At 37.3% G+C, this 24618-nt stretch carries 27 protein-coding genes and 1 tRNA gene; 15 read left to right on the plus strand and 13 right to left on the minus strand.

Annotated elements, in window-relative coordinates; all coding sequences use genetic code 11:
* Nucleotides 1-16 precede the first annotated feature (16 nt).
* Both prs and NK987_RS00785 read right to left on the minus strand, forming a co-directional pair.
* Nucleotides 17-928: a ribose-phosphate diphosphokinase gene (prs, locus tag NK987_RS00780; RefSeq protein ID WP_259262325.1), complete on the minus strand. Its 912-nt coding sequence runs from the start codon at nucleotides 926-928 to the stop codon at nucleotides 17-19.
* Nucleotides 906-2399: a nicotinate phosphoribosyltransferase gene (locus tag NK987_RS00785; protein ID WP_259262326.1), complete on the minus strand. Its 1494-nt coding sequence runs from the start codon at nucleotides 2397-2399 to the stop codon at nucleotides 906-908. The genes prs and NK987_RS00785 overlap by 23 nt, the downstream gene beginning before the upstream one ends.
* Nucleotides 2400-2566: 167 nt before the next feature.
* Between NK987_RS00785 and NK987_RS00790 the strand changes: the two genes are divergently transcribed.
* The 3 genes from NK987_RS00790 (at nucleotide 2567) to NK987_RS00800 (ending at nucleotide 4836) form a co-directional block, all read left to right on the plus strand.
* Nucleotides 2567-3178, plus strand: coding sequence for an RNA polymerase sigma factor (locus NK987_RS00790; protein WP_259262327.1), 612 nt, complete (start codon nucleotides 2567-2569; stop codon nucleotides 3176-3178).
* Nucleotides 3168-3926, plus strand: coding sequence for a tetratricopeptide repeat protein (locus NK987_RS00795; protein WP_259262328.1), 759 nt, complete (start codon nucleotides 3168-3170; stop codon nucleotides 3924-3926). Before NK987_RS00790 ends, NK987_RS00795 begins: the two co-directional genes overlap by 11 nt.
* A 109-nt stretch (nucleotides 3927-4035) precedes the next feature.
* Nucleotides 4036-4836 carry a hypothetical protein gene (locus NK987_RS00800; RefSeq protein ID WP_259262329.1) on the plus strand — a complete coding sequence of 267 codons (801 nt, stop codon included), beginning with the start codon at nucleotides 4036-4038 and terminating at the stop codon, nucleotides 4834-4836.
* A gap of 109 nt (nucleotides 4837-4945) precedes the next feature.
* Here the strand turns inward: NK987_RS00800 and NK987_RS00805 are convergent, their stop codons facing one another.
* The 3 genes from NK987_RS00805 to NK987_RS00815 are packed head-to-tail and all read right to left on the minus strand — an operon-like array spanning nucleotide 4946 to nucleotide 9508.
* The gene (locus tag NK987_RS00805; RefSeq protein ID WP_259262330.1) at nucleotides 4946-7738 is read right to left on the minus strand and encodes a CHAT domain-containing protein; all 2793 of its coding nucleotides are present in this window, start codon (nucleotides 7736-7738) and stop codon (nucleotides 4946-4948) included.
* Nucleotides 7739-7778: 40 nt separating this feature from the next.
* Complete coding sequence (locus NK987_RS00810) at nucleotides 7779-8657, minus strand: hypothetical protein (RefSeq protein ID WP_259262331.1); 879 nt, start codon at nucleotides 8655-8657, stop codon at nucleotides 7779-7781.
* Nucleotides 8658-8707: 50 nt separating this feature from the next.
* Nucleotides 8708-9508, minus strand: a complete 801-nt coding sequence (locus NK987_RS00815; RefSeq protein WP_259262902.1) for a DMT family transporter — start codon at nucleotides 9506-9508, stop codon at nucleotides 8708-8710.
* Nucleotides 9509-9668: 160 nt separating this feature from the next.
* On the opposite strand from NK987_RS00815, the gene NK987_RS00820 reads away from it, so the two are divergent.
* A complete protein-coding gene (locus NK987_RS00820; protein ID WP_259262332.1) occupies nucleotides 9669-10118 on the plus strand; it encodes a peroxiredoxin in 450 nt (149 codons plus the stop codon).
* Between the two features lies 1 nt (nucleotide 10119).
* On the opposite strand, the gene NK987_RS00825 is transcribed toward NK987_RS00820, so the two are convergent.
* Entirely contained in the window at nucleotides 10120-10776 is a 657-nt protein-coding gene (locus NK987_RS00825) for an ABC transporter ATP-binding protein (RefSeq protein WP_259262333.1), read from the minus strand.
* A 139-nt stretch (nucleotides 10777-10915) separates the two neighbouring features.
* Here NK987_RS00825 and sucC point away from each other — a divergent pair, with 139 nt between their 5' ends.
* The 3 genes from sucC to NK987_RS00840 all read left to right on the plus strand — a co-directional run bounded on the left by sucC (nucleotide 10916) and on the right by NK987_RS00840 (nucleotide 13190).
* A complete protein-coding gene (gene sucC / locus NK987_RS00830) occupies nucleotides 10916-12127 on the plus strand; it encodes an ADP-forming succinate--CoA ligase subunit beta (RefSeq protein ID WP_259262334.1) in 1212 nt (403 codons plus the stop codon).
* Between the two features lie 17 nt (nucleotides 12128-12144).
* A tRNA-Arg gene (locus NK987_RS00835) sits at nucleotides 12145-12218 on the plus strand.
* Between the two features lie 135 nt (nucleotides 12219-12353).
* Nucleotides 12354-13190: a universal stress protein gene (locus NK987_RS00840; RefSeq protein ID WP_259262335.1), complete on the plus strand. Its 837-nt coding sequence runs from the start codon at nucleotides 12354-12356 to the stop codon at nucleotides 13188-13190.
* A 130-nt stretch (nucleotides 13191-13320) separates the two neighbouring features.
* Here NK987_RS00840 and NK987_RS00845 read toward each other — a convergent pair whose 3' ends face one another.
* Nucleotides 13321-14226 carry a DUF3078 domain-containing protein gene (locus NK987_RS00845; RefSeq protein WP_258424570.1) on the minus strand — a complete coding sequence of 302 codons (906 nt, stop codon included), beginning with the start codon at nucleotides 14224-14226 and terminating at the stop codon, nucleotides 13321-13323.
* Between the two features lie 181 nt (nucleotides 14227-14407).
* Here NK987_RS00845 and NK987_RS00850 point away from each other — a divergent pair, with 181 nt between their 5' ends.
* The 6 genes from NK987_RS00850 to NK987_RS00875 all read left to right on the plus strand — a co-directional run bounded on the left by NK987_RS00850 (nucleotide 14408) and on the right by NK987_RS00875 (nucleotide 16878).
* Nucleotides 14408-14986 (plus strand): DUF4136 domain-containing protein, encoded by a 579-nt coding sequence (locus tag NK987_RS00850; protein WP_258424571.1) that lies wholly within the window; start codon nucleotides 14408-14410, stop codon nucleotides 14984-14986.
* A 7-nt stretch (nucleotides 14987-14993) separates the two neighbouring features.
* Nucleotides 14994-15323, plus strand: a complete 330-nt coding sequence (locus NK987_RS00855) for an Mpo1-like protein (protein WP_259262336.1) — start codon at nucleotides 14994-14996, stop codon at nucleotides 15321-15323.
* A gap of 99 nt (nucleotides 15324-15422) precedes the next feature.
* Nucleotides 15423-15779 (plus strand): response regulator, encoded by a 357-nt coding sequence (locus NK987_RS00860; RefSeq protein ID WP_259262337.1) that lies wholly within the window; start codon nucleotides 15423-15425, stop codon nucleotides 15777-15779.
* A gap of 85 nt (nucleotides 15780-15864) precedes the next feature.
* On the plus strand, nucleotides 15865-16350 hold the full coding sequence (locus NK987_RS00865; RefSeq protein WP_259262338.1) for a hypothetical protein: 486 nt from the start codon (nucleotides 15865-15867) through the stop codon (nucleotides 16348-16350).
* Nucleotides 16351-16419: 69 nt separating this feature from the next.
* Entirely contained in the window at nucleotides 16420-16614 is a 195-nt protein-coding gene (locus NK987_RS00870; RefSeq protein WP_241124775.1) for a hypothetical protein, read from the plus strand.
* Between the two features lie 117 nt (nucleotides 16615-16731).
* Entirely contained in the window at nucleotides 16732-16878 is a 147-nt protein-coding gene (locus tag NK987_RS00875; protein WP_258424575.1) for a hypothetical protein, read from the plus strand.
* Between the two features lie 46 nt (nucleotides 16879-16924).
* On the opposite strand, the gene NK987_RS00880 is transcribed toward NK987_RS00875, so the two are convergent.
* Nucleotides 16925-18424: a peptide MFS transporter gene (locus tag NK987_RS00880; RefSeq protein ID WP_420839783.1), complete on the minus strand. Its 1500-nt coding sequence runs from the start codon at nucleotides 18422-18424 to the stop codon at nucleotides 16925-16927.
* A gap of 512 nt (nucleotides 18425-18936) precedes the next feature.
* On the opposite strand from NK987_RS00880, the gene NK987_RS00885 reads away from it, so the two are divergent.
* Entirely contained in the window at nucleotides 18937-19374 is a 438-nt protein-coding gene (locus tag NK987_RS00885) for a peptidylprolyl isomerase (RefSeq protein WP_258424577.1), read from the plus strand.
* Nucleotides 19375-19408: 34 nt separating this feature from the next.
* Here NK987_RS00885 and NK987_RS00890 read toward each other — a convergent pair whose 3' ends face one another.
* The 4 genes from NK987_RS00890 to NK987_RS00905 all read right to left on the minus strand — a co-directional run bounded on the left by NK987_RS00890 (nucleotide 19409) and on the right by NK987_RS00905 (nucleotide 23161).
* Nucleotides 19409-20692, minus strand: coding sequence for a NupC/NupG family nucleoside CNT transporter (locus NK987_RS00890; protein ID WP_258423532.1), 1284 nt, complete (start codon nucleotides 20690-20692; stop codon nucleotides 19409-19411).
* Between the two features lie 118 nt (nucleotides 20693-20810).
* The gene (locus tag NK987_RS00895; RefSeq protein ID WP_258423531.1) at nucleotides 20811-21413 is read right to left on the minus strand and encodes a bifunctional nuclease family protein; all 603 of its coding nucleotides are present in this window, start codon (nucleotides 21411-21413) and stop codon (nucleotides 20811-20813) included.
* Nucleotides 21414-21419: 6 nt separating this feature from the next.
* Entirely contained in the window at nucleotides 21420-22388 is a 969-nt protein-coding gene (locus tag NK987_RS00900; protein WP_259262339.1) for an electron transfer flavoprotein subunit alpha/FixB family protein, read from the minus strand.
* Between the two features lie 35 nt (nucleotides 22389-22423).
* Nucleotides 22424-23161 (minus strand): electron transfer flavoprotein subunit beta/FixA family protein, encoded by a 738-nt coding sequence (locus NK987_RS00905; RefSeq protein WP_259262340.1) that lies wholly within the window; start codon nucleotides 23159-23161, stop codon nucleotides 22424-22426.
* Between the two features lie 73 nt (nucleotides 23162-23234).
* On the opposite strand from NK987_RS00905, the gene NK987_RS00910 reads away from it, so the two are divergent.
* Nucleotides 23235-23567, plus strand: a complete 333-nt coding sequence (locus tag NK987_RS00910; RefSeq protein ID WP_259262341.1) for a tetratricopeptide repeat protein — start codon at nucleotides 23235-23237, stop codon at nucleotides 23565-23567.
* On the opposite strand, the gene NK987_RS00915 is transcribed toward NK987_RS00910, so the two are convergent.
* Complete coding sequence (locus tag NK987_RS00915) at nucleotides 23561-24565, minus strand: quinone oxidoreductase family protein (RefSeq protein WP_259262342.1); 1005 nt, start codon at nucleotides 24563-24565, stop codon at nucleotides 23561-23563. The two genes, NK987_RS00910 and NK987_RS00915, sit on opposite strands and share 7 nt — an antisense overlap.
* Nucleotides 24566-24618 lie beyond the last annotated feature (53 nt).

The raw sequence follows: 24618 nt of genomic DNA on the forward strand, positions 1-24618 counted from the left end.
TTATTGGTAAGACAATTTAAATCAATTGTTCAAGGATCAAAGAAGCGACAGATTCGATTTGAAGAAAATCGGATTTTGAGGCAAAGCTGTTGGGATGGCTGTTGGTAGATACCACTTTTTCGATCACACCTGAATCTTGGATTTTTTTCAATGCCTCATTGGTAAACAAGCCATGGGTAGTTATGGTGAATATCTTTTTTGCACCGGCAGATTTGTAAGCTTTAGCAGCGCTGATCAAAGAACCCCCGGTCCTGACCATATCATCATAGATGACCACATCTTTTCCTTCCACATCGGCCGAGATACTCGTCACCTCTGTCTTAGCACCGGAAATTCTTCTTTTGAAAACAAATGCCGCATTCACACCCATTTCATTGGCCAAAGATTCGACCCATTTGGCCCGTCCTGCATCGGTGCAAGCCATCACAAATCCATCCTCTGCTAATTCCAATGCAGCTTTGATGATGATGGGCTTGCAATATACATGGTAGATCAATGCCTGTCCTTCAAAATAATGTGGGATTCCTTCTGAGTGTAAGTCAAAGAAAACGAAATGATTTCCAAGGCTTGTTCTTGGCAAGGATGAAAACATAACTGCACGTGATTTTGCGGTGACCACCTCCCCTATTTTTACAGCCCTTTCCATGGTACTGTATCCAAAATATGGAAAAACCAATCGGATGGATCGTGCACCATACTTGATAAGTGCGTAAGCTAAATCATAAATTTCAAGTGTATCCGAGTCAGATATGGTACCACCGATAAGTACAACATCTTTTCCGTTGACCGGAGTCATGATACGCTGATATCGCTCGCCATCAGGAAATAACCTGACCTCTATTATTCCTCGTTCAAAGTCACCAAGTTGCAATACTTCTTCCTGAAGGTACCTGTAATCCGGAATGCTAAATATTATTTTCTTCTCCATCGTAATTTTTCATTTTGAATACCAAGTCATTTCGGAGCTGGTAAAGGCTTTCTTCAAGGCCTACAGGATAAATATGGGGATTTACCAGACGTTTCAAGGCCTTGTCAAACTGAGACAGGTTCCTTGCTGCATTTGCTTTCACCTGATGGATGTCAGGCATTGAATAAACTTTCTTCCCTTTTTCAAAAATCGGCTTCAGCAAAACCTCTTGATCCAATCCTTTAGCTTTGATTTTTTTTCTTTTGGTTGGGTCTATGGGATCAATGATAATAAATTCATCCCTGTCCAGATTTTGGGAATTTAAATAGATCATGTCAGCCACTGCTTTTCCATTTTTACTGAAACGGACCACCTGATGATTTCCGGGAATATTGATTTTGATAGATTGCTGAGAGACTTTCACCTTAGGTTCCCAAGTCCCCTCTTTGGTTTTGATGGCTGAAAGTTTGTAAACCGCACCAAGGGCAGGTTGGTCAAAAGCGGTCACCAACTTTGTCCCAACTCCCCAAATATCAATAGAAGCTTCCTGAATTTTTAATGAAGTAATAATATGTTCATCAAGGTCATTGGAAGCGACAACCTTGGCATCCGGAAATCCCGCTTCATCCATCATTTCACGGGCGATATTGCTGTAATAAGCCAAATCACCTGAGTCAATCCTGACACCTACCCATTCCTTACCTTTTTCTCTGAGGAATTTGCCAACTTCAATTGCATTTTTGATTCCGGAGATGGTATCATAAGTATCCACCAAAAAAACACATTTATCGGGAAATGCATCTGCATAGGCTTTGAAAGCTTCCAATTCTGAATCAAAAGACATAATCCAACTGTGGGCATGTGTTCCCGATACAGGGATTCCGAATAATTTTCCTGCCAAAACATTGCTTGTAGAAGCACAGCCTCCGATATAAGAGGCACGGCTTGCCGCTAATGCGCCATCTATTCCCTGCGCCCTTCTCAGACCAAATTCCATTACTGGATCTCCCTGCGCCGCAAATGAAATCCTTGCGGCTTTGGTTGCGATCAAAGTCTGGAAATTAACAATGTTCAACAATGGTGTTTCCAACAATTGACATTGAATCAAAGGGCCTGTCACTTTTACCATCGGGATATGGGGAAAAACCACCGTGCCTTCTTTCACAGCTTCAATGCTACATTTGAATTCCATTTCCTTGAGATATGAAATAAAGGAAGGCTCAAACGTGGGAGAACCATCACTGTTTTTCATTTCCAAAAGGAAAGCCAAATCCTCCTCATCAAAATGGAAATTTCTGCAAAAGTCAATGACATATTCCAATCCCGCAGCAAGTGTAAAACCGCTTTGAAAAGGATGCTTTCGAAAAAATAGGTTGAAAACAGCTTCCTGTTCGGCTTTTCCGGATTTCCAATACCCATATGCCATGGTTAATTGATAAAAATCGGTCAATAGCGCCAATGACCCTTGGTATAAATCCTTTGTGATTTTCATATGAAAAATTTCTTTTAGAAAAGCCGTTTTATTTTCTTTCAATTCGCAATATATCACTTGACCAAAAGAGAAACATATTTAAGCGCTTCAATTCTCAATTCTTTTTATAATTGGGAATCCAAACGGTTACAATCCAACAAGCAGCTACGACAAACAGGTATAAGGGAATGAAAAAAACTGATAAATATTCAGACCAAGAATTGATAGAAGCTATAAGTAGTCGCAATAATATAAACCCGGCAATAAGGTTTATGTATGATGGCTATTACAGGTATCTCGAAAACTATGTACTGCAAAACAGCGGAAGTACAGATGACGCCGCAGACATCATTCAGGAAGCATTCCTGGTTTTTATCAAAACCGTGGAGGAAAATAAATACAGGCAAGAATCCGGGGTAAAATCTTTCCTTTATTCCATTGTAAAAAATCTTTGGATCACTGAATTAAGAAAAAGGAAAAGTATGGGAGTTAGGAATGAAATATTTGAAAAAGAAAAGGAGTCGGTAAGTCAGGATATAAGCCAAAGCCTTGCAAAACACGAAAGCCGCAAATTGATAATGGATCTTTTTCAGACCCTTGGCGACAAATGCAGAAATATTCTCCTTCTTTTCTACTACGAAAACCTGTCCATGAAAGACATCATGGAAAAGGAAGACTTCTCCAGTGAACAAGTTCTTAGAAACAAAAAACATAAATGCCTCAAAAGTCTGATTGAAAAAATCCAGTCCGACGAAAAAACATATTCCACAGTTAAAAACGCACTTCAATATGCTGGATGATAAATATATAGCCCTATTGGATGATTACCTGGACGGTAACCTAAACCAAGAAGAAGCCGATAAACTTCTGTCAGAAATAAATTCAAATCCTGACCTGAAGGAATTACTTGATATCCTGGCATTTTCAAGAGAAAGTATCCGAATGTCTGGACATAAAGAAACGGTAAACAAAATCTATCGGGAATTTGAAAAAGAGCAATCAAACCAAAGCCCCAAAGGCAAAGTAGTCAAATTCAAACCATTTGGATGGGTGATCGGAATTGCAGCCACTATGACTCTGCTTTTGGTTGGTAATTATTGGGTACAAAACCTCCCTAACAGCCTATATCAAGAAAAATATATTGCATACGAAATCCCGACCATGCGTTCGGACGGAGATGAAGAAAAAATTCTTGAAACTCACTTCAAAAACAAAAGTTGGGATTCTGTAACCAAAGGAGTCTCGATCGAGGAACCTGATAGAAAAATCCTATTCCTGGCTGCAGTATCTTATTTTGAACTTGGTGATGATACCAATGCCATATTGTATCTCAACAAGCTGAAGAAAATCAATGCCGACAGTCAGGAAAAGCTTTTTGAAGATGAGATAGACTATTATCTCTTTTTGAGTTATCTCAAATCAGAAAACTACGAAGCGGCAAAATCTACCATGGCTCAAATTGTCTCAAACCCTAAACATACTTATCATGGGTCTTTTGGCATAGATGACAGGATCAAAATATTTGCTTTGGACCTTTTCAAACCATGATTTCTGCAAGATTTAAACTCAAAGAATAAAAAAATAAAAATTTTCATAGTCCGCGGTTACATTTCACAAAGCAGATTCGACCAACAAACGAAACTAAAAACATTCAACTATGAGAACATTAAAAAATTATTTAGCCTCTTTAGCTTTGGTAGCTGCCATTATGTTTTCTTCCTGTAATCCGGAAGAAGAAATCCCGGGTATTGGAGAAGGAAAAATGGGGATAGCTTTTATCCTGAAGACAAACCAACTCAATGCCGAAAACGCAAGAACCTTGAACAGTAGCCTAAGTATCGAAGGCGGTTTTATCCAAATCAAAGAATTGGAACTTGAGCTAAAGCAAAGGGGAACCGGTACAAGTGACGATGATAGTGATGATAATAGCGACGATGATAATAATGACGATAGCGACGATGACAATGGTGGAGATGACAGCAATGAGATTGAAATAAAATTCAGAGACATCCGAAAAATCACATTTGACGCTTTGGACAAATCCACTGATTTTTTCATCAATATTCCTGAAGGAGAGTACAAAGAAATAGAATTGGAAGTTGATCTGATTGATTACAAAAATGAACCAAGTATCTATTTCGAAGGAAAAATCAACAATGCTGACGGAACTAGCAAGCCATTTAAGTTTGAGTTTTTTGGAGATGATATTGATTTCGAAGTAGAAATTGAAGCGGAAGATGACGATAATTACTTCAAAGTGGACAGAATCAACAATCCCCTTGCGCTATTTGAAATCAATGCTTTAAACTGGTTTCAAAATGTATCTGATTCTGAGTTACAAGAGGCTGTAGAAACAGATGGAATGGTTATTATCTCCAAAAACAGCAATAAATCGCTCTATGAAAAAGTTAAAAATAATATAAAAGCTTCTTCTGAAATAGAGGTTGAGTTAGACTAAAGTAAACGTTAATTTAATTTTAGGCCCTAGTGAACGAAAAAACCGCCATCGATGATGGTGGTTTTTGTTTTTAAATGAAAATAAAAACCATTTCAATTTTGAATAGAATTTATCCTGAATGAGACATGTTTGAAAACCTGTTTTTGACTAAAAGGAATCCAAACCCCAAAAGTATAAATGCAAATATCCATAAATAAACAGGCAAATAATCAAAGTAAGTTTTTGCCGGAATGGATCCAACCAAAACCAGGTGAGCCCAAAAAACAGGATGATGAAACTGAGCCATTTTTTCATCTTCCAAAAGGTCTTTTTTTGCCTCTCTTAACGCCTCAGCATAAGACAATCCATTCTCAACGTGTGAATAAAATCTATCAGTTATGTATGCGGTTGACTTGTCCTCTGCTTTCCATAAGGTCGAAATGATATTTGGACAACCTGCAAAGGCAAATGCCCTCGAGATACTCAATATACCTTCGCTTTTGCTGAGACTTCCAAAATTCGTTTCGCATGCACTAAGAAATACCAAAGCTGATTTGGATAAATCTAGGTTATAGATTTCATGGGTAAACAACCTACTCTCAATATCTCCGGGAAAGAAAGTAATAAATGCCTGTTGCGGATCATTGGGATCTGGAAGCGCATGGGTTGACAAATGGATCACCTCAGAACCGGACGCTGTTTCCAAAAAATTTCGTTTAGTACCCTCACTGCTGATAAAACTTTTTCCATGCAAAGAATTGATTTCATCTTTGGAATAGGGAAGTTGGGTAAGATTGATATTTTCATCTTTCCACGAATTGTCATAAAACGGTGCAAATCCGGTTTTGACTTCATCCTCAAAGTCTCGAGACTCGAATGATTCCAAAAGTTTGAGAGAAAATTGATAGGAAATGGAATGGTCAAAAATCAAAAATTTTGAGGGTGATGATTCAAACGAATCAAAAGGTAAGTCTGCCAAAATTCCATGGGGAATCACCATCAAGTGGTCATACTCGTCCAATTTATCAGATACCGGACCCAATATTTTTTCAAAGAGAACATTTCCTGCACCTCCAAATTCATATTTCTCACCAGCCTCGTAACCAATTATTCTCTTTTTAAATTCTAGAATCTTGCCTTCCAAAGTTTCCTTATCCCCTATTTCTGTTACCAGAATTTCATCTTGATCCAAAGTAAAAAGTAAAACCCTGTCTTTCAATTCAAAAAATGATAACAGTAATGTGTTTTTATCCAAAATTGATTCTTGGATATAATTCAAGTCAATTGACTGATTTTTTGTCTTTTGGGCAACAAAATCAGGAATATCATTGAATTCCTTATGCAGTCTCGAAAGCTCCAAACGCCTGTCGGTGAGCTCTGATTGTAAGACCCTCAATTCCTCTTCTTTATTTTCATTAAGAATTCTCTGCTGTATTTTTGAAATGGAAAATTGCAAATCGCTTTCCTTTTGAAGGAGCGCTATTGGAATTCCTGATATCTTTTTAAGCTTTTTTTCCCTCATCCCGATATTCAAAGAGGTGGATTTACTGCTTTCCACCCATGCTATTGCTTTGTATATCCGAGTTTTTTTGTCTTCAGAATCAGTATAGATTAATAGCGTATTCACCGCTTCTTGGTATGCTTCCAAAACAAAATCACCTAAAAATATCCGAGCTTCATCATTGTCATAAAAATTACCCACGAAAGACGCGATATCAAATGCTGTCTGATAGGTTTCCAAACCTGCATCCCAATAAGCCTGATTATTCTCCTTTTCATGCAGTTTTATAAAACTTTGGGCCTTACCCACCAGGCTTTCTACCAATGAAAAAGTGGCAAAACCAACACTGTATTCCTTTGGATTTTCAAAAATGTCTTGATTATCAAACAATCCATCGGTCTGAATGATAGATTGGTGAAAATAATGGACTGCGTTTTGAAAATCTTTTTGTTGAAAGGCAATCTTACCTAAAATCTGAAAAGTTTTACCAAGTTTGAAATCAGCGACTTTGTGATTCATTCCCCCGTTTTTTTCCAAAAACTCAAGCAAACCGGTTTTGGCTTCGTCCAATTTTCCTTTTGACAATAGAATTTCTGCCAATTGGTTTTGGTATGAATGATTGTTCACATATTCAGGAGATATTATTTTATCCAAAAAATATAGAGAAGAGTCGGGATTTTCCTTCTTGAGGTAAATCTTGGACAGTTGGGAATAAACCTGATTCTTATTGATTTCAAAACCAAGGAGATTATTATAAATATGTAATGCACTATCTGTTTTTCCAAGTTGCAATAAGGATGTGCCGATATTATTCATGAAACTGAACAAGGCATATTTGTAATATGGCTCAAGTGCATCGTAAGATTCCCGTGGGATGATAAGGTTTTTTGATTTATTGAAGTAATTAATTGCTTGGGTATAATTACCTGATTCAAAATAAATTACACCCAATGAATTATACAATCTTGAAGCTTCCTCATTGGATTTTTTCAAAGGGATTAATTTTTCCGCTTCTTCCAAAAAATAGATACTGCTATCTGCCTTACTCAAAAGGTAATAAGTCTCTCCAATAAATAAGTTAGATCCAAAAAACAGTGAATCTAAAATATTTTGGTTGTTTTTTAATTCCAGTCCCTTTCGGTAATGATTGACTGCGGCGGACAAATCACCGCCAATCAAAGCCAGGCTTCCAAGTTTTTCATAAGAATCCAACAAAACCCAGCTTTCGATTTCATTAGAAGCTGCACCGGAAACAACCTCCAAAAAAAGTGATCTGGCAAGGCTATCGGTTAATTCAGTGGGCTCTTCTGCCTGAAAAAAAGCTATTGCCTCCTGATATTTTTTGGCAAAATCAGGACTATCACCGGCTGGGGGATTTTGAAAGAGTAATGTGATGAAAATTAGAAACCACCTTAGGTGCACAGATCAATGGCATTAAATAATTTGGGTAATAATACCCAAATTATTGTAACCTCGCAACAATCAAAAGGTAAGGTGGTCTTGGTTTCGCTTTGGGGTTTTCTGCAAATATCCTCGCATTGGAATTCATTATTCCATTTCTTTCTTCCAATAAGTCAGCATTTTTTTGGTCTATCTCATCCAAAAGACTCTGAGGAACATCCGCCAAAGTAGCGAAATAAAAGATTTTTAAATCTATGTCATTCAATGCTCCCAAGGTTTGGTCCTGCAATCTGTAGTACAACTTGGCATCCAACTCTGACCCGTTGACAGGATTGTCACCAAACGCACCGTTTTCCAATGTTTTCTTAAGATCTATGATTCCTGTAGAATTATTGATTTCTATACCCAAATCGGAAATATCCTCATCGTCAGGACCTAATTCACCAAATTTACAAACACTGTTATCATCCGAATCATCATCGTCGTCGTCACTGTCATCATCATCCGGACATGGGCTGATGGCATCCCGCTCAGCATTGAATATCGGTACTGCCAAAAAATCATCTTGATCCAGGATATAAACCTTGTCAAGATAATTGACCCCTCCTATAGTCAATTCATAGGTACAAGAAATTTCAGAACCAGATGGGCTAAATGAAATTCTGTATTTCAAGCCTGTTTCACTTTCATTGATGTCAATCTCCCCGGTCGATTCGTTGATGACAAGGCCTTCGGGAACGGAAGAAAAAGTGCCGTTCAGGTTTTTGACAGGAATGATTTTGTTATCTAAATTTTCATTGATATAAAATATCGTGTCCGGATAAGCAAAATCCGCACAATCGAAGGACACCAAATCTCCATCATCAGGAACATTTGTAGATTCACATGCCAGAAAGGCAAATGAAATTACCAGAACTAAAAATCCTATAAGATATTTCATGAAATCGCGCTTTGTTGTTTGTCGAAACAGATTATTATAACGTAACCACTTTATTTAAATATATTCATCGCCACCCCAAATAGCACCAAAATCATACCGAAAAATACCATAAGGCTATAGGTTTCATTGAAAATAAGGAAACCAAAACTTAAGGCGTAGATTATCCCTATATAACTGAGGCTAGCCACTTTGGAAAGGTTGGCATTTTGGTAAGCCAAAGTCATAAAATATTGCGCAAACTGGGTCAGCAATCCTACAGCCAACAAAATTCCCCAATCCCATCCTATAGGAATCACCCAAACAAAATAGCTGATCAATGCTGCGACCGGAATGGTAATGAATGGAAAATAGAACATGATGACCAAAGGATGTTCTGAGTTTTTTATTTTTCTGATGATATTATATGCCAGACCCATGGCCAAAGCAGAAACCAATCCAATGGTCATATCCAAAAAAGTGATCCTCGGATCAAAACCTTGGATAATAACCACTCCTGCAAACGAAACTCCAAAATAGAGGAATTGCTTGGCTCTCACTTTCTCTTTTACAATGAAGATTCCCAGAATGGTTGTAAAAATGGGTGCGAGATAATTGATCGTCACTGCACTGGCAAGCGGAATGCTCTGAAGTGTATAAAAAAATGTTATCAAACCAACAGAACCTGCGATTCCTCTGAGTATCAGAAGTTTTTTGTTATTTCCAAAAACCGGGACAGCTTCCTTCCTGAGCAAAATATAAGTCAGAATCAAACTGAATACAGACCTAAAAAGGATAATTTCTATGGCAGGAATATGTGGAATCAGTTTGACAGAAACATTCATCAGGGAAAATAGAAACCCTGCCAATAACATGTGTTGGACGCTTTTTTTATTCAAAGAATTAAGGCTTTTTCAAATCTAATGGAATAAAAAAAACCTTTACAGATTGGTTCAAATTATATTTGAATTATGATGGTCATTTTGAACAATCGGTGAAATTTAAAGTATTATAATTGAAAATAAATAAATCTGAATGGCACTCAAAAAAGGGCAGAAAGCACCTGACTTTACGTTACCATCTACCTCCGGGGAAAATTTTACCTTGTCAAAAAACGCATCCAGCAAACCCTGTGTAATTTATTTTTACCCGAAAGATTTCACAAAAGTATGTACGGCAGAAGCTTGTGATTTTAGAGATCAGTTTGAAGCTTTTCAGGAATTGGATATCCCGGTTGTAGGAATCAGCAGAGATACAATTACTACCCATCATAAATTCAAAAAAGAACATAAACTTCCCTTCGAATTACTTAGTGATGCTTCAGGAAAGGTCTGTAAATCTTATGATGCTTTGATACCAATAGTAAATATGCCAAAGAGAGTCACTTATTTCATTGACAGTAACCAAGTCATTCAGGGGGTTTATTCTGATATGTTTGAATCAAAAAAACATGTCGATGAAATGGTGAAGCAATTAAAGGAGTGATTTATTGCCCGATTATTTTTCCATCCTGCATGACAAGTGTTCTGTCGGCCATTTGGGCTAACTCTTGGTTATGGGTAACAATGACAAAAGACTGGCCAAATTCCTTTCTCAATTCAAAAAACAATTTATGAAGGGCTTGGGCACTTTTGGAATCAAGGTTTCCGCTAGGTTCGTCCGCAAATACAATTTTGGGATCGTTGACCAAAGCCCTTGCAACGGCTACCCTTTGTTGTTCTCCGCCTGAAAGTTCTGAAGGTTTGTGCCCTAGTCTACTGCTTATCCCCAACCTTTCAGCCAATTGCCTTGCCCTTTGCCTGATTTCCTCTATACGCATATTTGCAATGAGTCCGGGTATTATGATATTTTCTTCGGCTGTAAATTCTGGAAGTAGATTGTGAAACTGAAAAATAAAACCGATTTCCTTATTTCTAAACTCGGCAAGCTTATCCCCTTTCAGACCTGTTATCAAGGTATTTCCGATCCGCACCTCGCCTTTTTCAGCTTGGTCCAAAGTTCCCATAATATGTAATAAAGTACTTTTTCCTGCTCCCGAGGATCCCACAATAGAAACAACTTCGCCAGAATTGATACTCACGTCCACGCCTTTGAGGACATGCAAGTCTCCATAGTTTTTGTGGATTCCTTTTGCAACTAACATATAATGTGTTTTTGGTCACCAAATATAAATATTACAGATTCCTATGTAACCATTGAATGGATTTATTTACCAAAAGACCGAATGTTAATTTGATAAATAAACAAGTAGCGCTTAACTTCGGGCAAAAATTTTCATAAGGATGAACATACACGAATATCAAGCTAAAGAACTTTTGAAAAGCTATGGCGTCAGGATTCAGGAAGGGATAGTCGCTGACAGCCCCGAAGGAGCATTGGAAGCTGCCAAAAAGCTGAACGCTGCTACCGGAACGTCCTGGTATGTAATCAAAGCCCAAATTCATGCAGGTGGAAGAGGAAAAGGATTGGTCAATGAAACAGGTTCGAGAGGAGTTGTTTTAGCCAAAAGCCTAGAAGATGTTCCTGTAAAAGCTGCCGGAATTCTTGGTGGAACATTGGTAACCATCCAAACAGGTGCTGAAGGAAAAAAAGTAAATAAAGTGTTGGTTGCCGAGGATGTATATTATCCGGGTGCTTCCGAACCAAAAGAATATTACCTATCCATTTTGTTGGATAGAGGAAAAGGAAGCAATGTAATCATGGCTTCGACTGAAGGTGGAATGGACATTGAAGAAGTCGCCGAAAAACATCCTGAAAAAATAATCAAAGAATGGATTGATCCCAAAGTTGGGTTGCAAGGTTTCCAAGCCAGAAAAGTAGCTTTCAAATTAGGTCTGGAAGGCAATGCCTTTAAAGAAATGGTGAAGTTCATTACCTATCTATACAATGCTTATGTAGGTTCTGATTCTGCTCAGTTTGAAATCAATCCTGTATTGAAAACATCCGACGATAAAATCCTTGCGGTAGATGCTAAAGTGAATCTGGATGACAATGCATTATACAGGCATCAGGATTTGGCTGCATTGAGAGATGTCGCTGAAGAAGACCCTTTAGAAGTAGAAGCGGGAAAATCCGGACTTAACTATGTGAAACTAGATGGAAATGTGGGTTGTATGGTCAATGGAGCCGGATTAGCTATGGCAACTATGGATATGATCAAACTTTCCGGTGGTGAGCCTGCCAACTTCCTAGACGTAGGAGGTGGAGCCAATGCCGTCACAGTGGAAGCAGGTTTTAGAATCATTCTTCAAGATCCTAATGTCAAAGCGATTCTTATAAATGTTTTTGGTGGTATTGTAAGGTGTGACAGAATTGCAAATGGTGTAGTAGAAGCGTACAAGTCTATTGGAAATATTCCTGTTCCAATAATTGTAAGGCTACAAGGTACCAATGCAGAAGAGGGTGCTAGAATCATAGACGAATCAGGTTTAAAAGTATCTTCTGCCATCACCCTAAAGGATGCGGCAGAAAAAGTAAAGGCTGCTATTTCTTAATATTAGCAGTGTAATAAGCGTGCGTAGTTCAATTGGATAGAATATCGGATTTCGGCTCCGAGGGTTGAGGGTTCGAATCCTTCCGCGCGCACAAAGCCTCAAGGGAAACCTTGGGGCTTTTTTTCTTACTGACATATATCATACAAGTCACTGATATAGAATAGTATAATTTACTTTTTGCAAGGGTATTTTTATAATAATTCAGAAAAAATAAACCCCAAGAGCCATGGAAAAGATACTTGTCCCAACAGATTTTTCAGACTGTGCAAAAAATGCTGAAAAATATGCTCTGTTCTTAGCCCAAAAAATTGGGGCTGAGTTGGTTTTCCTTCATGTCATCAACACACCTGTAGATTGGTCAAAATTGACCAAAGAGCAGGAAAATATTTTTCCTGATGCCAAGGAAGCCATTTCTCAGTCAAAACAGAAACTCACAGAATTGCTAAAGCAAGCCGAATCTATTGGAATTAAATGCCGAAAAGTGCTGGTTTTCAACAACAGCAATGAGAAAATCCATCGATTTGTAGAAGATGAACATATTGATATGGTCGTCATGGGTTCACATGGAATTTATGGTTTTAAAGATTATATTCTGGGAACAAACACGTACAGCATGCTAAGAAATTCAATAGTTCCAGTATTTGTAGTCAAGAATCTTCCTAAAAAACTCCAACTTGAGAAGTTGGTATTTGCAACCAATTTCAGGGAAGAAACAGGCCAAACATTTAAAATTGTAGAGAACCTTGCAGAAATTCTTCAGGTGAAATTGAAAATTCTGTACGTAAACACCCCAACTTACTTCCTTGAAACCAATGATATCATGAGCATAGGAAAAACATTCTTAAGCCAATATGCAAATTATGAGCATGAAATCAACATCATTGATGCATTCAAAGAAGAAAGGGGAATTATACAATATGGAGAAAAAATCGATGCAGATGGAATTGCAGTCATTACTTCTGGAAAATCAGATTTGAAGCAATATTTCTCTCCAAGTGTGACAGAAAACCTCATCGGACTTACTGAAATGCCTGTAATCAGTATAAAGATTCTCAAAAAGTAAAAAAGCAGGAGAAACTCTCCTGCCCTTTTTATGAAAACTAAACCAACTATTATTTAACTACCACAATTGAAACAAAAATAATACATAAATGTAATAATCAAAATTTTTTAAAGAAAAGGTAATGAAAAACCTACTTTTTATTGTTGACTTTGTACAAAATACCTAAAGCGAGGGCTTGGCTAAATTGTATCCCATCTACCATGTCAATATCGTAAACATTGATACTTGTAAAAGTCACATCTACGTATCGGGTTATTTTTGCAATAAGTGTGAAATCCAATCGGTGATCAATGGTACGGAACTCTATAGTCTCCAAATTCGCAAAAATCTGATACCTGGAGTTCAAAGTAAGGTTATCGCTGAATTTCTTATTGTAAGTCATAAAAACCTGAAAAGCCAACCATTCAGTCCTTAATTTTTGCCCTTCGGGTACACCATAATTATTCGGAACATTATTGATTAACTCCGTGTCAGTCACAAAAGTAAATCTCGGAGAAAATGGGGCAAGTCTCATTGCAAAATTTTCGTTTGGCTTATATTCAAAACCAAATCCGGAAGTCAGAAACGCCGGAGCAAAAAATCGTGAAATCAAAAGCGGGTCATCCGGAGTGTAATCAAATCCATCCGTAAATTGGGTGATAAAGTTCAAGGAAGTAAAATAGCTCCATTTATCGGTGATTTTGTAACCTAGTTTTGAATCAAAGAAAATTCTGTCATTTGATTTTCTAACACCCAAATCGTCGTTTTTTACAATTCCGTAAATCAATTCGACTTGATTGTCCCAACTCAATTTCTCTTTGGCATAGTTGGCTTTTCCGCTAAATATAGAACCCAAAGCAAAAGAATTTACCCCTCCAGCTTTCCAATTTCCTGAAAAAGAAGCTTGATTAAGGTTAAAGCCAATACTTAATTCTGAATTCCAATAAGTGGTATCCTTTAATGCTTTAGAGACACTGTCGGAAGGAATATCACTTTCTTGCGAGTAGGCAAAATTTGCCAATAAGAAAATAAAATAAAGGGTAAATAATTTTTTCATAAGTTTTGATTAAGAGATAACAAAAGCAAAATAAACAAATTCTTAAATAAGATTTAGAATATAACAATTTGGACTTTAACCCGAAGCAGGGAAATTTTAAGGAAGTATTTTATGCAAATAAATCCTTTTTTGAAATATTAGAGTTAAATATTGGGTAAAAATAAATCTTCATTGCAATACCATGATATTCAAAAATAAAAATATCCTTCCGCTGCTCCTCATAACTTTTTTTACGGCTTCGTGCAGTTCCATAGAAATTTTTAAAGAGAAAACAGAATTTGCTCCATACAAAGAATATGGAAGTTTTGTAATTATCAATAAAGAAATAGGTCACCGGGGTTTTAATGATACTTATTTAGATGCGCTTGTATCGGATGAATTACAGTACCTGCTTGAGGCGCAAGGACTCCGCTATGAAAGAGAAAATCCGGAATTAGTCATAAGATATACCTCAAATGAAGACCCAAGGCAAAAAGAGGTTTATAACAACCAATATCCAATGTGGGGAGGCCGGGTTTGGGACCCATGGATGTTTGATCCTAGGTTTTATAACCAACAAAATATGGTTTCCACAAAGAATTATCAACTCATGCAGCTAATGGTTGACTTTATTGATCCAAATAATGACAAAATCCTGATGCAGCTTACCGCAGTTTCTGAAGTAACAAGTCCAAAAGACAAAAAAAATAAGGCCCTAAAGTCAATTGAAAAAATAGCAGAAACTTACAAAACACATATTCAATCAAAAAAAGCCGATTAATTTTCAAATGAATAACACAAAAAAACCATTCGCCAACCTAAAGGAATTTTATCCTTATTACTTGTCTGAACATCAAAACCCGACGAGCCGAACATTGCATTTTATTGGTACTGCACTGCTGTTTTTTATTCTTGGAACAGCTATCTATCTCTCCAATTATACCCTGCTTTTCGCTATTCCCATTGTTGGATATGGGTTTGCCTGGGTCGGACATTTCTTTTTTGAAAAGAACAAACCTGCAACATTTAAACATCCATTTTTTTCGCTTGCTTCAGATTTCATCCTGTTTTTTCACCTTGCGACAGGAAAAGAGAAATTCAAACCCTCCAAAAAGTAAAAATCAGTGATAATTTATTGAAGAACTATTGTAAATACGAAGTTAAGCTGTAATTTTGTATTGTACATATTGTATTTCAAACTCAATATTTTGCATTATATGGTAAGAATAGTTCTCATAGACGACGACCCAATCAGCACTTTTGTCACCGAAAAGCTGATCAGTAAAAATATTAAAGTACCTCATAAGATTTTTAAATTTCAAAGTGCGACAAAAGCACTTCAAGATATTTATCATATTGACCCCAACTACCTATTTTTGGATCTGAATATGCCTGAAATGACAGGTTGGGATTTTCTCGAAGAATTTAGACCAAAGGATTTAAGTCCTGAAATCTACATTTTGAGCAGTTCAGTGGACGAAAGAGACATTGTAAAGGCGACAAATTATGCTGTTGTAAAGAAATACCTATCTAAGCCTCTGGTGAAAAAATACATCCAAAACATTTTCAATTAAATAATTGACCATTTTTTAAAATATATTCTTTTTAGACAAACCAGTAAGGTATTTTATTGTTAACTTTTTATAAAAATTTCTTACCATGTCTGCTTCAAAGTTTGAATTGATCGCTGCGATCAGAAATACGATCGATAAATTAAAGAAAGGTTCTCCTTATCAATGGGGACATATGGGTTCTTGCAATTGCGGAAATCTTGCCCAAGAGCTTATACACTTATCAAAAGCTGAGATCCATAGATTTGCAATGGAAAAATCTGGAGATTGGAATGACCAATTGATTGATTATTGTCCTGATAGTGGCTATCCAATGGATCTTATGATCAGTAAGATGCTCGAAAAAGGTCTTACCATAAATGAACTCCGCCATCTTGAAAAATTGTCTGACCCTAAAATACTTAAGAATATCCCGTTTCCAAAAAGAGACCATTTGAAAAAAAACAACCTCAGTGACGTATTACTTTATTTTGAAACTTGGTTGGAAATGCTAGAAAATCAGTGGCTTGAGGAAAGTGTAAAGCTAGATGCTATTATGTTGCAAAAAAATAACCTTGACAAGGTATTTGCTTAAATATTTATTTTGTTTTAATTAGTGCCCATCAATCCATTTGATATTTAAACCATTAACCTTATTCATATTATGGACGATTTTGAAGACGATTTTGAAGAAATCGAAGATTTCGATGATGACGATGAGTTTGCTGAGGAATTTAAAGATGAGGTCTACGATCTAGACGAAGACAGCGAGCTTCTCGATGAAGATTTCGACGATTTGGAAGACGATGATTTCGATGACGACGATTTCGATGAAGACTTTGATGACGAAATTGATTGATTAGGACAAAAAAAGCAGGAAGTTTGAACATTCTTCCTGCTTTTTTTATTTCAAATTTTGTCCAAAATTCATTCTATACTATCTTTCGAAAAATTAGTCATAAGAAATCCTTCCAATATGTTATTTCAAATATTCAGTTCCCCTATTGCTTCAGGTGCACAATTGTTCTTATTGATAGTTTGTATCCTTGCAGGACTTGGCGCAGGCCTTTCCCTTATTGATTTTAGAAGCACCAAAGCTCCTAAGGAAGTTAAAAGAAAATAAAAAAGGGTCATTTAAGACCCTTTTTTATTTTCTTTTTTTTGAGTTTTTAATGGACATTACCCATCAACTTTTTGATAGGTTTACTTAAGAGTAGTAATAAGAGACCTGCACCAACTGCAGTAATGACAATGATCATATACTGACCCGGCATTTGGGATAATGCCTCCTCAGACCCTCCGCTAGCCTCCCCTGCAATCAAACCTGCAAATAAATTGCCCAAGGCAACTGAAAGAAACCAAATCCCCATCATTTGACCTCCATATCTCTTTGGGGCCAATTTGGTAACCAAGCTAAGTCCTACAGGGCTTAGACTCAACTCCCCAAATGTATGGATCATATAAGTAAATATTAGCCAAGTGGGTGCAGCCAAATCACCTGAAGCAGCAATCTTTGCGGCAAAATACATTACCAAAAATCCTATACCAAGAAGCAACAATCCCATCGCAAACTTGATCGGAGAACTTGGCTCTAGGTTTTTTCTCCCAAGCCAAATCCACATTGCTCCAAAAAATGGGGCAAAGATAATAATGAACATTGAATTGACAGATTGAAAAAAGCCCGCAGGAATTTCTCCACCCATGAAGCTCCTGTCAGTAAATCTTTCGGCAAATAAGTTCAAAGTGGATCCCGCTTGTTCAAATCCTGACCAAAACAAAGCCGAAAAGACAAATAAGATGCCAATCACAATTACTTTTTTTCTTTCTCCATCATCCAACCCCCCAAATACAATGACATAAATCAGGTATACATAAGCTAAAATCAAAAATACTATCCCTGAGCCTTCTGCCAAAGAACTGGCGTTGACGGGAATTATTCCAAGAAAAATCAAAGCAAACACTAAACCCAAGATTGTACCTATCCCGATCAATGCTTTTAGGATTTTGGTTTTTTCTTCTTTTTTTTCTTTGGTATCAAAAACTAAATCATCACCATAGCCATTAAGGCTTTTAGCGGTCATTTTATATTGAATAAGCCCGAAAACCATACCTAGTCCCGCCAAACCAAAACCCAGGTGCCAATCAACTGTCGCAACAGCACTACAAGCCAATGGTGCAATAAAACCACCCAAATTAATCCCCATATAGAAAATAGAAAATCCGGCATCTCTTTTTACACTTCCTGAAGGATACAACTGACCTACTACTGAACTGATATTAGGTTTAAGCAAACCTGTACCTATGACAATCAAAATCAATCCCAAAAAGAAAGAATTTGTATCCATTGAAGAAAGCGATTCTTTAACAGACGCTTCTTCACTGAATATCTTAAACAATCCCGGCAAAGCCATGGTAAAATGTCCCAATGCGATGATGATCCCTCCATACCAAACAGATTTCTTCAAACCAAAAAGCCTGTCCGCAAACCATCCTCCAGGAAGGGCCAGAAGATATACTCCCATAGTGTACAGACCATAAATTGCACCGGAAGTTTTGTCATCGAACCCCAAACCCCCATCGACTATAGCGGTCGTCATAAACAGAATCAAAAGGGCTCTCATGCCATAAAAACTGAACCTTTCCCACATTTCTGTAAAAAACAAGGTCATCAGGCCTTTTGGGTGCCCGAAAATAGTAGGACCTGGATACAAATCTAAAGAGCCTGCTCCAAGATTCTTTTCAAATTCATTTTCCAATATTTCTGATTTTTAAAGGTTAATTAAACTTTTTCCAATCGCAATGATAATAGAAATTACCAAATTGTACTATTCTTGAGTCAAAACCAAATTTTTAATCCTCAAGTAAACTCACCTCTTTTTCATTTAAGTTGAGAAAAGAAGTACAAATGTCTTCCAATCATTTATTTAGGTAATAAAAAATTCCGTAATCGATTGTTTAGCCAAAAAATAAGGATTATTATTATTCTATATCCAATAAATATTTATATTTGAAATATGATTTCAGTTTTAAAAAATCACCGAAAGACAAGAAACTGTTTTAGTCAATTGATATTTTTCAGAAAATAAACCCAAACCAAAGGAGTGTAATGCACTCCTTTTTTATTTTCTTCAATTTGGGAGTACACCAAATAATATTTGTTATTTTTGGCAAAATAAAATTTATGAAAACAGCAGAAATACATACTGAAAAAGGCCTCATGAAAGTGGAATTTTATGATAAAGATGCCCCAAAAGCAGTTGAAAACTTCATCACGCTTTCTAAAAAAGGATTCTATGATGGGTTGACCTTCCATAGAGTAATACCAAATTTCGTAATTCAGGGTGGATGCCCAATAGGAAACGGGACCGGCGGACCGGGTTACAAAATAGAATGTGAACTTGACGGTGAAAACCAATACCACGACCGTGGTGTCTTATCTATGGCTCATGCAGGAAGAAATACCGGAGGTTCTCAATTTTTTATTTGTCACAGCAGAGATAACACTGCGCACTTGGACCGAAGACATACTTGTTTTGGAAAGGTTGTGGAAGGATTAGAAGTAATAGATTTAATCCGACAAGGTGATAAAATTGAAAAAATTGTCGTCCATGAAGATTAATATCAAAGGCCTGAAGAAATTCAGGCCTTTTGTTTTAGAATAATGCCCCTGCAATGGTTGCGGTCATCAAACATGCCAAAGTCGCAGCCATCAAAGCCCTCATCCCTAGTTTTGAAAGGTTACCTTGCTGGTTTGGAGCAATACTGCCAATTCCTCCTACTTGAATAGCAATGGAACTGAAATTGGAAAAACCACAGAGTGCATAAGTTGCAATTACAATAGATTTTGAAGAAAGGGTACCTGCATTTTTCATATCTGCCAAACTTAGGTAAGCCACGAATTCATTTATTACTGTTTTTTGACCTAATAATGAGCCCACCTGCAAAGTTTGACTCCACTCTATACCTATTACCCAAGCAAACACCCGAAAAATCTGACCGAGAATATATTCTAAAGAAAAGCCTTTGAATTGACCATTGGTAGAAGAAACAATCAAATCATTCAACCCTGTATAGTTTCCAATAAGTCCTGAAAGTATATAATTCAGTGCCGCAATCACCGCAATGAATGCGAGAAGCATACCACCAACATTCAGGGCAAGTTTCAAACCCTCAGAGGCACCAATCGACATAGCATCAATAAGATTCACCCCCATACTTTCTTCATTGACCTCTAGCTTACTATTAATAGAATCCCTGTCTGATTCAGGAATCATGATTTTGGACATCACTATTGCTGCAGGAGCATTCATGATACTTGCACCCAAAAGGTAGGCTGCAAATTTTGTTTGCTCAGCAGGATTATCTCCGCCCAAAAATGCTACATAACCGGCCAAAACCCCTCCTGCAATTGTTGCCATTCCTCCGGTCATCAAACACATCAATTCTGATTTTGACATGGTAGGAATAAATGGCCGAACCAAAAGCGGGGCTTCGGTCTGACCAAGAAATATATTTCCTGCAGCAGAAAGGGACTCAGGACCCGAAAGCCTCATGGTTCTGGCCATTACCCAAGCAATTCCAAACACAACTTTCTGCAAAACGCCCAAATAGTACAATCCTGCAGAAACTGTCGAAAAGAAAATTATAGTGGGCAATACCTGAAAAGCAAAAATGAAACCAAATGAATTCGTAGCTAGGTCTCCAAATATAAATGTCGCGCCATCGGCAGAAAAACTTAGAAATTTTACAAAAGCCCGGCTTACCAAAGAAAATAATTGGGCTACGGCTTCGACTTTTGTTATCAAAAAACCAAATAAAGCCTGCAATGCCACTCCAATCCCAACAAGTCTCCAATCCACATTTTTTTTGTTACTTGAAAAAATAAAGGCAACAGCAAGAAGAACCAAAATACCTATCAAACCTCGAAAATAATCCATGCAGTAATTCAGATTAAATGTTTTTCAATTATTATAATTTCTATTGGGCTAAAATAATTAAAAAACAAAACCCTTATAAATTAAAGAAAGTAAGCCTGGATTATGCCAGGCTTACCAATTAGTTTCTCCTGTTAATCTCATCCCTTATTCTGGCAGCCTTTTCATAATCTTCATTGTTGATGGCTTTGTCCAGCATTTGGTTTAGCTTATCCAAACTGAAATCCTTTAAGGAATCAGAGCTTTTTGGGGTTGTAGTAGAGGTTTTACTAGATTTGATGGGCTTTTGGGAATCTCTTTTTTCGTCATCCTCATTGAATTCTATTGCCGCTTCAGACATTACTTTTGAAATACAAAATATGGGAGCATCAAATCTTACTGCTATTGCTATCGCATCTGATGGCCTTGCATCTATCTCCACTGTTTTTGAAACATTTTTACACACAATTTTTGCATAAAAGACACCTTCTCTCATATCTGAAATCAGAATATGGTCAATAGAGAAATTGAAATTAGAAGAAAATGATTTAAACAGATCATGCGTCATAGGTCTGTTGGGGATGATTTTCTCAATCTCAATGGCAATTGCCTGAGCCTCAAACATTCCAATAACTATGGGAAGCCTCCTACTCCCACCTACTTCACCCATTACCAAAGTAAAAGAGCCGGATTGGGAATGATTTGATGATAATCCTAAAATTTCTAATTCAATGGTCTGATCCACAGTTATTTATTTTTGGGCTTTGACAGCTTCTATTAGCTTTGGAAGAATTTCAAATGCATCCCCTACTATACCGTAATCAGCTGCTTTGAAGAAAGGAGCCTCAGGGTCTTTGTTAATAACGACGATGCATTTTGATGAATTTACCCCCGCAAGATGTTGAATAGCGCCCGAAATTCCAACAGCTATATATAAAGTTGGGGCAACTTTGACGCCGGTCTGACCCACGTGCTCATGATGTGGCCTCCATCCTATATCGGATACTGGTTTTGAGCATCCTGTCGCAGCTTCGAGTTCCTTGGCTAACTCTTCGATCATACCCCAATTTTCAGGTCCTTTCATTCCTCTTCCTCCTGACACAACAATATCCGCCTCCGGAAGTAAAATTTCCCCGGTTGCCTTGTCTGTAGAGGTAATACTTGTGACAAAATCTGCTGCAGGAATTTCAAGTGTAACTTCTTCTACCACAACTGCAGGTCCATCAGTTTTTAGATCCACTGCATTTTTTTTGACCGCAAGAATTTTGTTTTCAGTATTAACCATAGTTTCAGCAAATGCTTTCCCTGTATAAATACTTCTCTTGACTTTATATCCTGAGGTTGCATCGGGAAGTTCAACAACATTTGAAACCAATCCCGCATCCAATTTAATTGCAAGTCTTGCAGCTACGGCGTCTCCCAAAGAAGATTTTGCCAATACTAAAGTGGATGCACCTACTTTTTTATATACTTGCGCAACAGCTTCTGCATGGGCTTGGATGATCCCATCATTTAACTTTTGATCACCCACATGGATGACTTTTGAAGCGCCGGCAGGTCCAGCTTTCGACAATTCATCTGTAGAAATTGCTCCCAAAGCCACTGCAATCACCTCTCCCAAAGAAAGCTTATCAGATAATGCTTTGGCATAAGAAATCGCTTCCAAACTTGTTTTTTTGACGGATCCTTCCGCATGTTCTATATATACTAAAACTGACATATCAATTTGTTTTTCAAGTAGTTATTAATTAAATATTAAAGTACTTTTGCTTCGTTTTTAAGCAACCTCACCAATTCTCCCACATTGTCTTTGTCTACCAATTTTACGGCGCCTTTAGTAGGTGGAAGGACAAAAGAAGTAACCTCCGTCACCGGATTATCAGAACTTGGTTCTATTACGACAAGGGGTTTTGTCCTTGCTGACATAATACCTCTCATGTTTGGAATTTTCCATTCTGCAATAGGCTCTTGACAACCTGCTATCAAAGGAAGTTTTGCCTCCACATATTCCTTTCCTCCTTCGATTTCTCTTGCCATTTTCACTTTTTCACCTTCAATCTCCAACTTCATCACAGGTGAAATAGATGGAATTCCAAGCAATTCCCCAACCATACCATGTACCATTCCTCCATTGAAATCTATAGATTCCCTTCCCATCAATATTAGGTCATAACCATTCTGCTTGGCAATTGCTGCAATCTGCTTTGCCACGAAAAGGGAATCTTTTGGGAATGAATTGATCCGTATGGCGTCGTCAGCTCCGATAGCCAAAGCTTTTCTCAAGGTTGGTTCGGTCTCAGCTTCTCCTACATTCAAAACTGTCAGATTAGCTCCCAATTGCTCCTTTAACTCCACTGCCCTTGCCAAAGCATAGTCGTCATAAGGCCCAATTATGAATTGGACACCGTTTTTATCAAACTTGGTGTTGTTATCTGTAAATTGGATTTTGGATGTGGTATCCGGCACATGGGTAATGCAAACAAGAATTTTCATCTATGTATATTTAGGTTATTTATTTTTAAATTGCGTGAATTTAGTAATTAGGATATAATATAAAAAAGAATTCATGTCCAAAGTGTCACGCATTGAAATGTTGAAATCATTTGCTGAGGAGGAACCAGACAATCCTTTCAACATATACGCTCTTGCTTTGGAATTTATTGAAGTTGATCCGATACAAGCAACTTTTCATTTCAAAAAACTACTCGGAGAATTTCCGGAATACCTTCCTACCTATTTTCATGCAGCTGCATTTTTTGCGGATTTAGGAGAAGTCCAATTTTCAAAAATCATTTATGAAAAAGGGATACATTTGGCAGAATCACAAAAGGATTTAAAAGCAATCAAAGAACTTAAAAACAGCTTTCAGAATTTTTTGTTTGAAAATGACCTTTACTGAGAGATCCTGATTACAATTTTTCCTGTTTGCTTCCCTTCTTTCATCCGCTCAAAAGCTTCCAATGAATTATCTAAATCAAATACCTGATCAATCAAAGGAGTAATTTTATTTTTGGTGACATATTCCAACATATTACCAAAGTCCTCATCATTTCCCATAGTATTTCCGATCATTTTGATCTGATTCCAAAAAAGCCTTCTTCCATCAAATCCTGTAGGATTCCCTCTTGTTGCTCCATAAAAAACCACTCTTCCTGCAGGCTTGGTGACTTTGATAAGATTGTTCAATGTTTCACCCATAGCACTGTCCAAGATTAAATCAAAGCCGCCTGTTTGCGAAATTGCTTTCTCCGTCCAACTTTCATCATTGTAATTGAAACCTCCTGAACATCCTAAGCCCAAACCTTTTTGGATTTTTTCTTCACTGCTGCTGTTAATATAAACTTTTGCACCCGTACTCAGCGCAAACTGTACTCCAAATTGCGCTACTCCACCGCCAAAACCTGTGATTAAAACTTGGTCACTGGCATGGATATTTCCTTGCCGAAATAAAGCCCGAAATGCAGTCACTCCCCCCAAAGGCAGGGCTGCTGCTTCATCCCAATTCAAATGATCGGGTTTAAGATGGATTCTATCTGACTTAACCTGAACATATTCCGCCAAAGTCCCATGTTCTGGCATTCCCATGATTTTGAAGTTTTTGGCCTGGACATTTGAATTTTCTCCCCAATCTGAGGCAGGATTGATAATTACTTCCTTTTCTATCCAATCAGGATCAACCTCTTTGCCCACTTCAACCACGATTCCAGAAGCATCTGAACCCAAAATAATTCCATCATGTAAATTGGCATATTTGCCCTGACGACACCACTCATCCCGATGGTTGAGTGCGGCTGACTTGACCTTGATTTTGACTTCATCCGAGCCCAATTTCGGCAAAGTCAAATCAGTAAATTCTATTCCTTCTGGTAGGGTTCTATTGAGAACGATTGCTTTCAAGAAATTTTGGTTAAGTGATATTTGTTATTTAAAAACTTAATCAATTTAAAGTT

Source organism: Aquiflexum gelatinilyticum (assembly GCF_024813435.1).
Taxonomy (GTDB): domain Bacteria; phylum Bacteroidota; class Bacteroidia; order Cytophagales; family Cyclobacteriaceae; genus Cognataquiflexum; species Cognataquiflexum gelatinilyticum.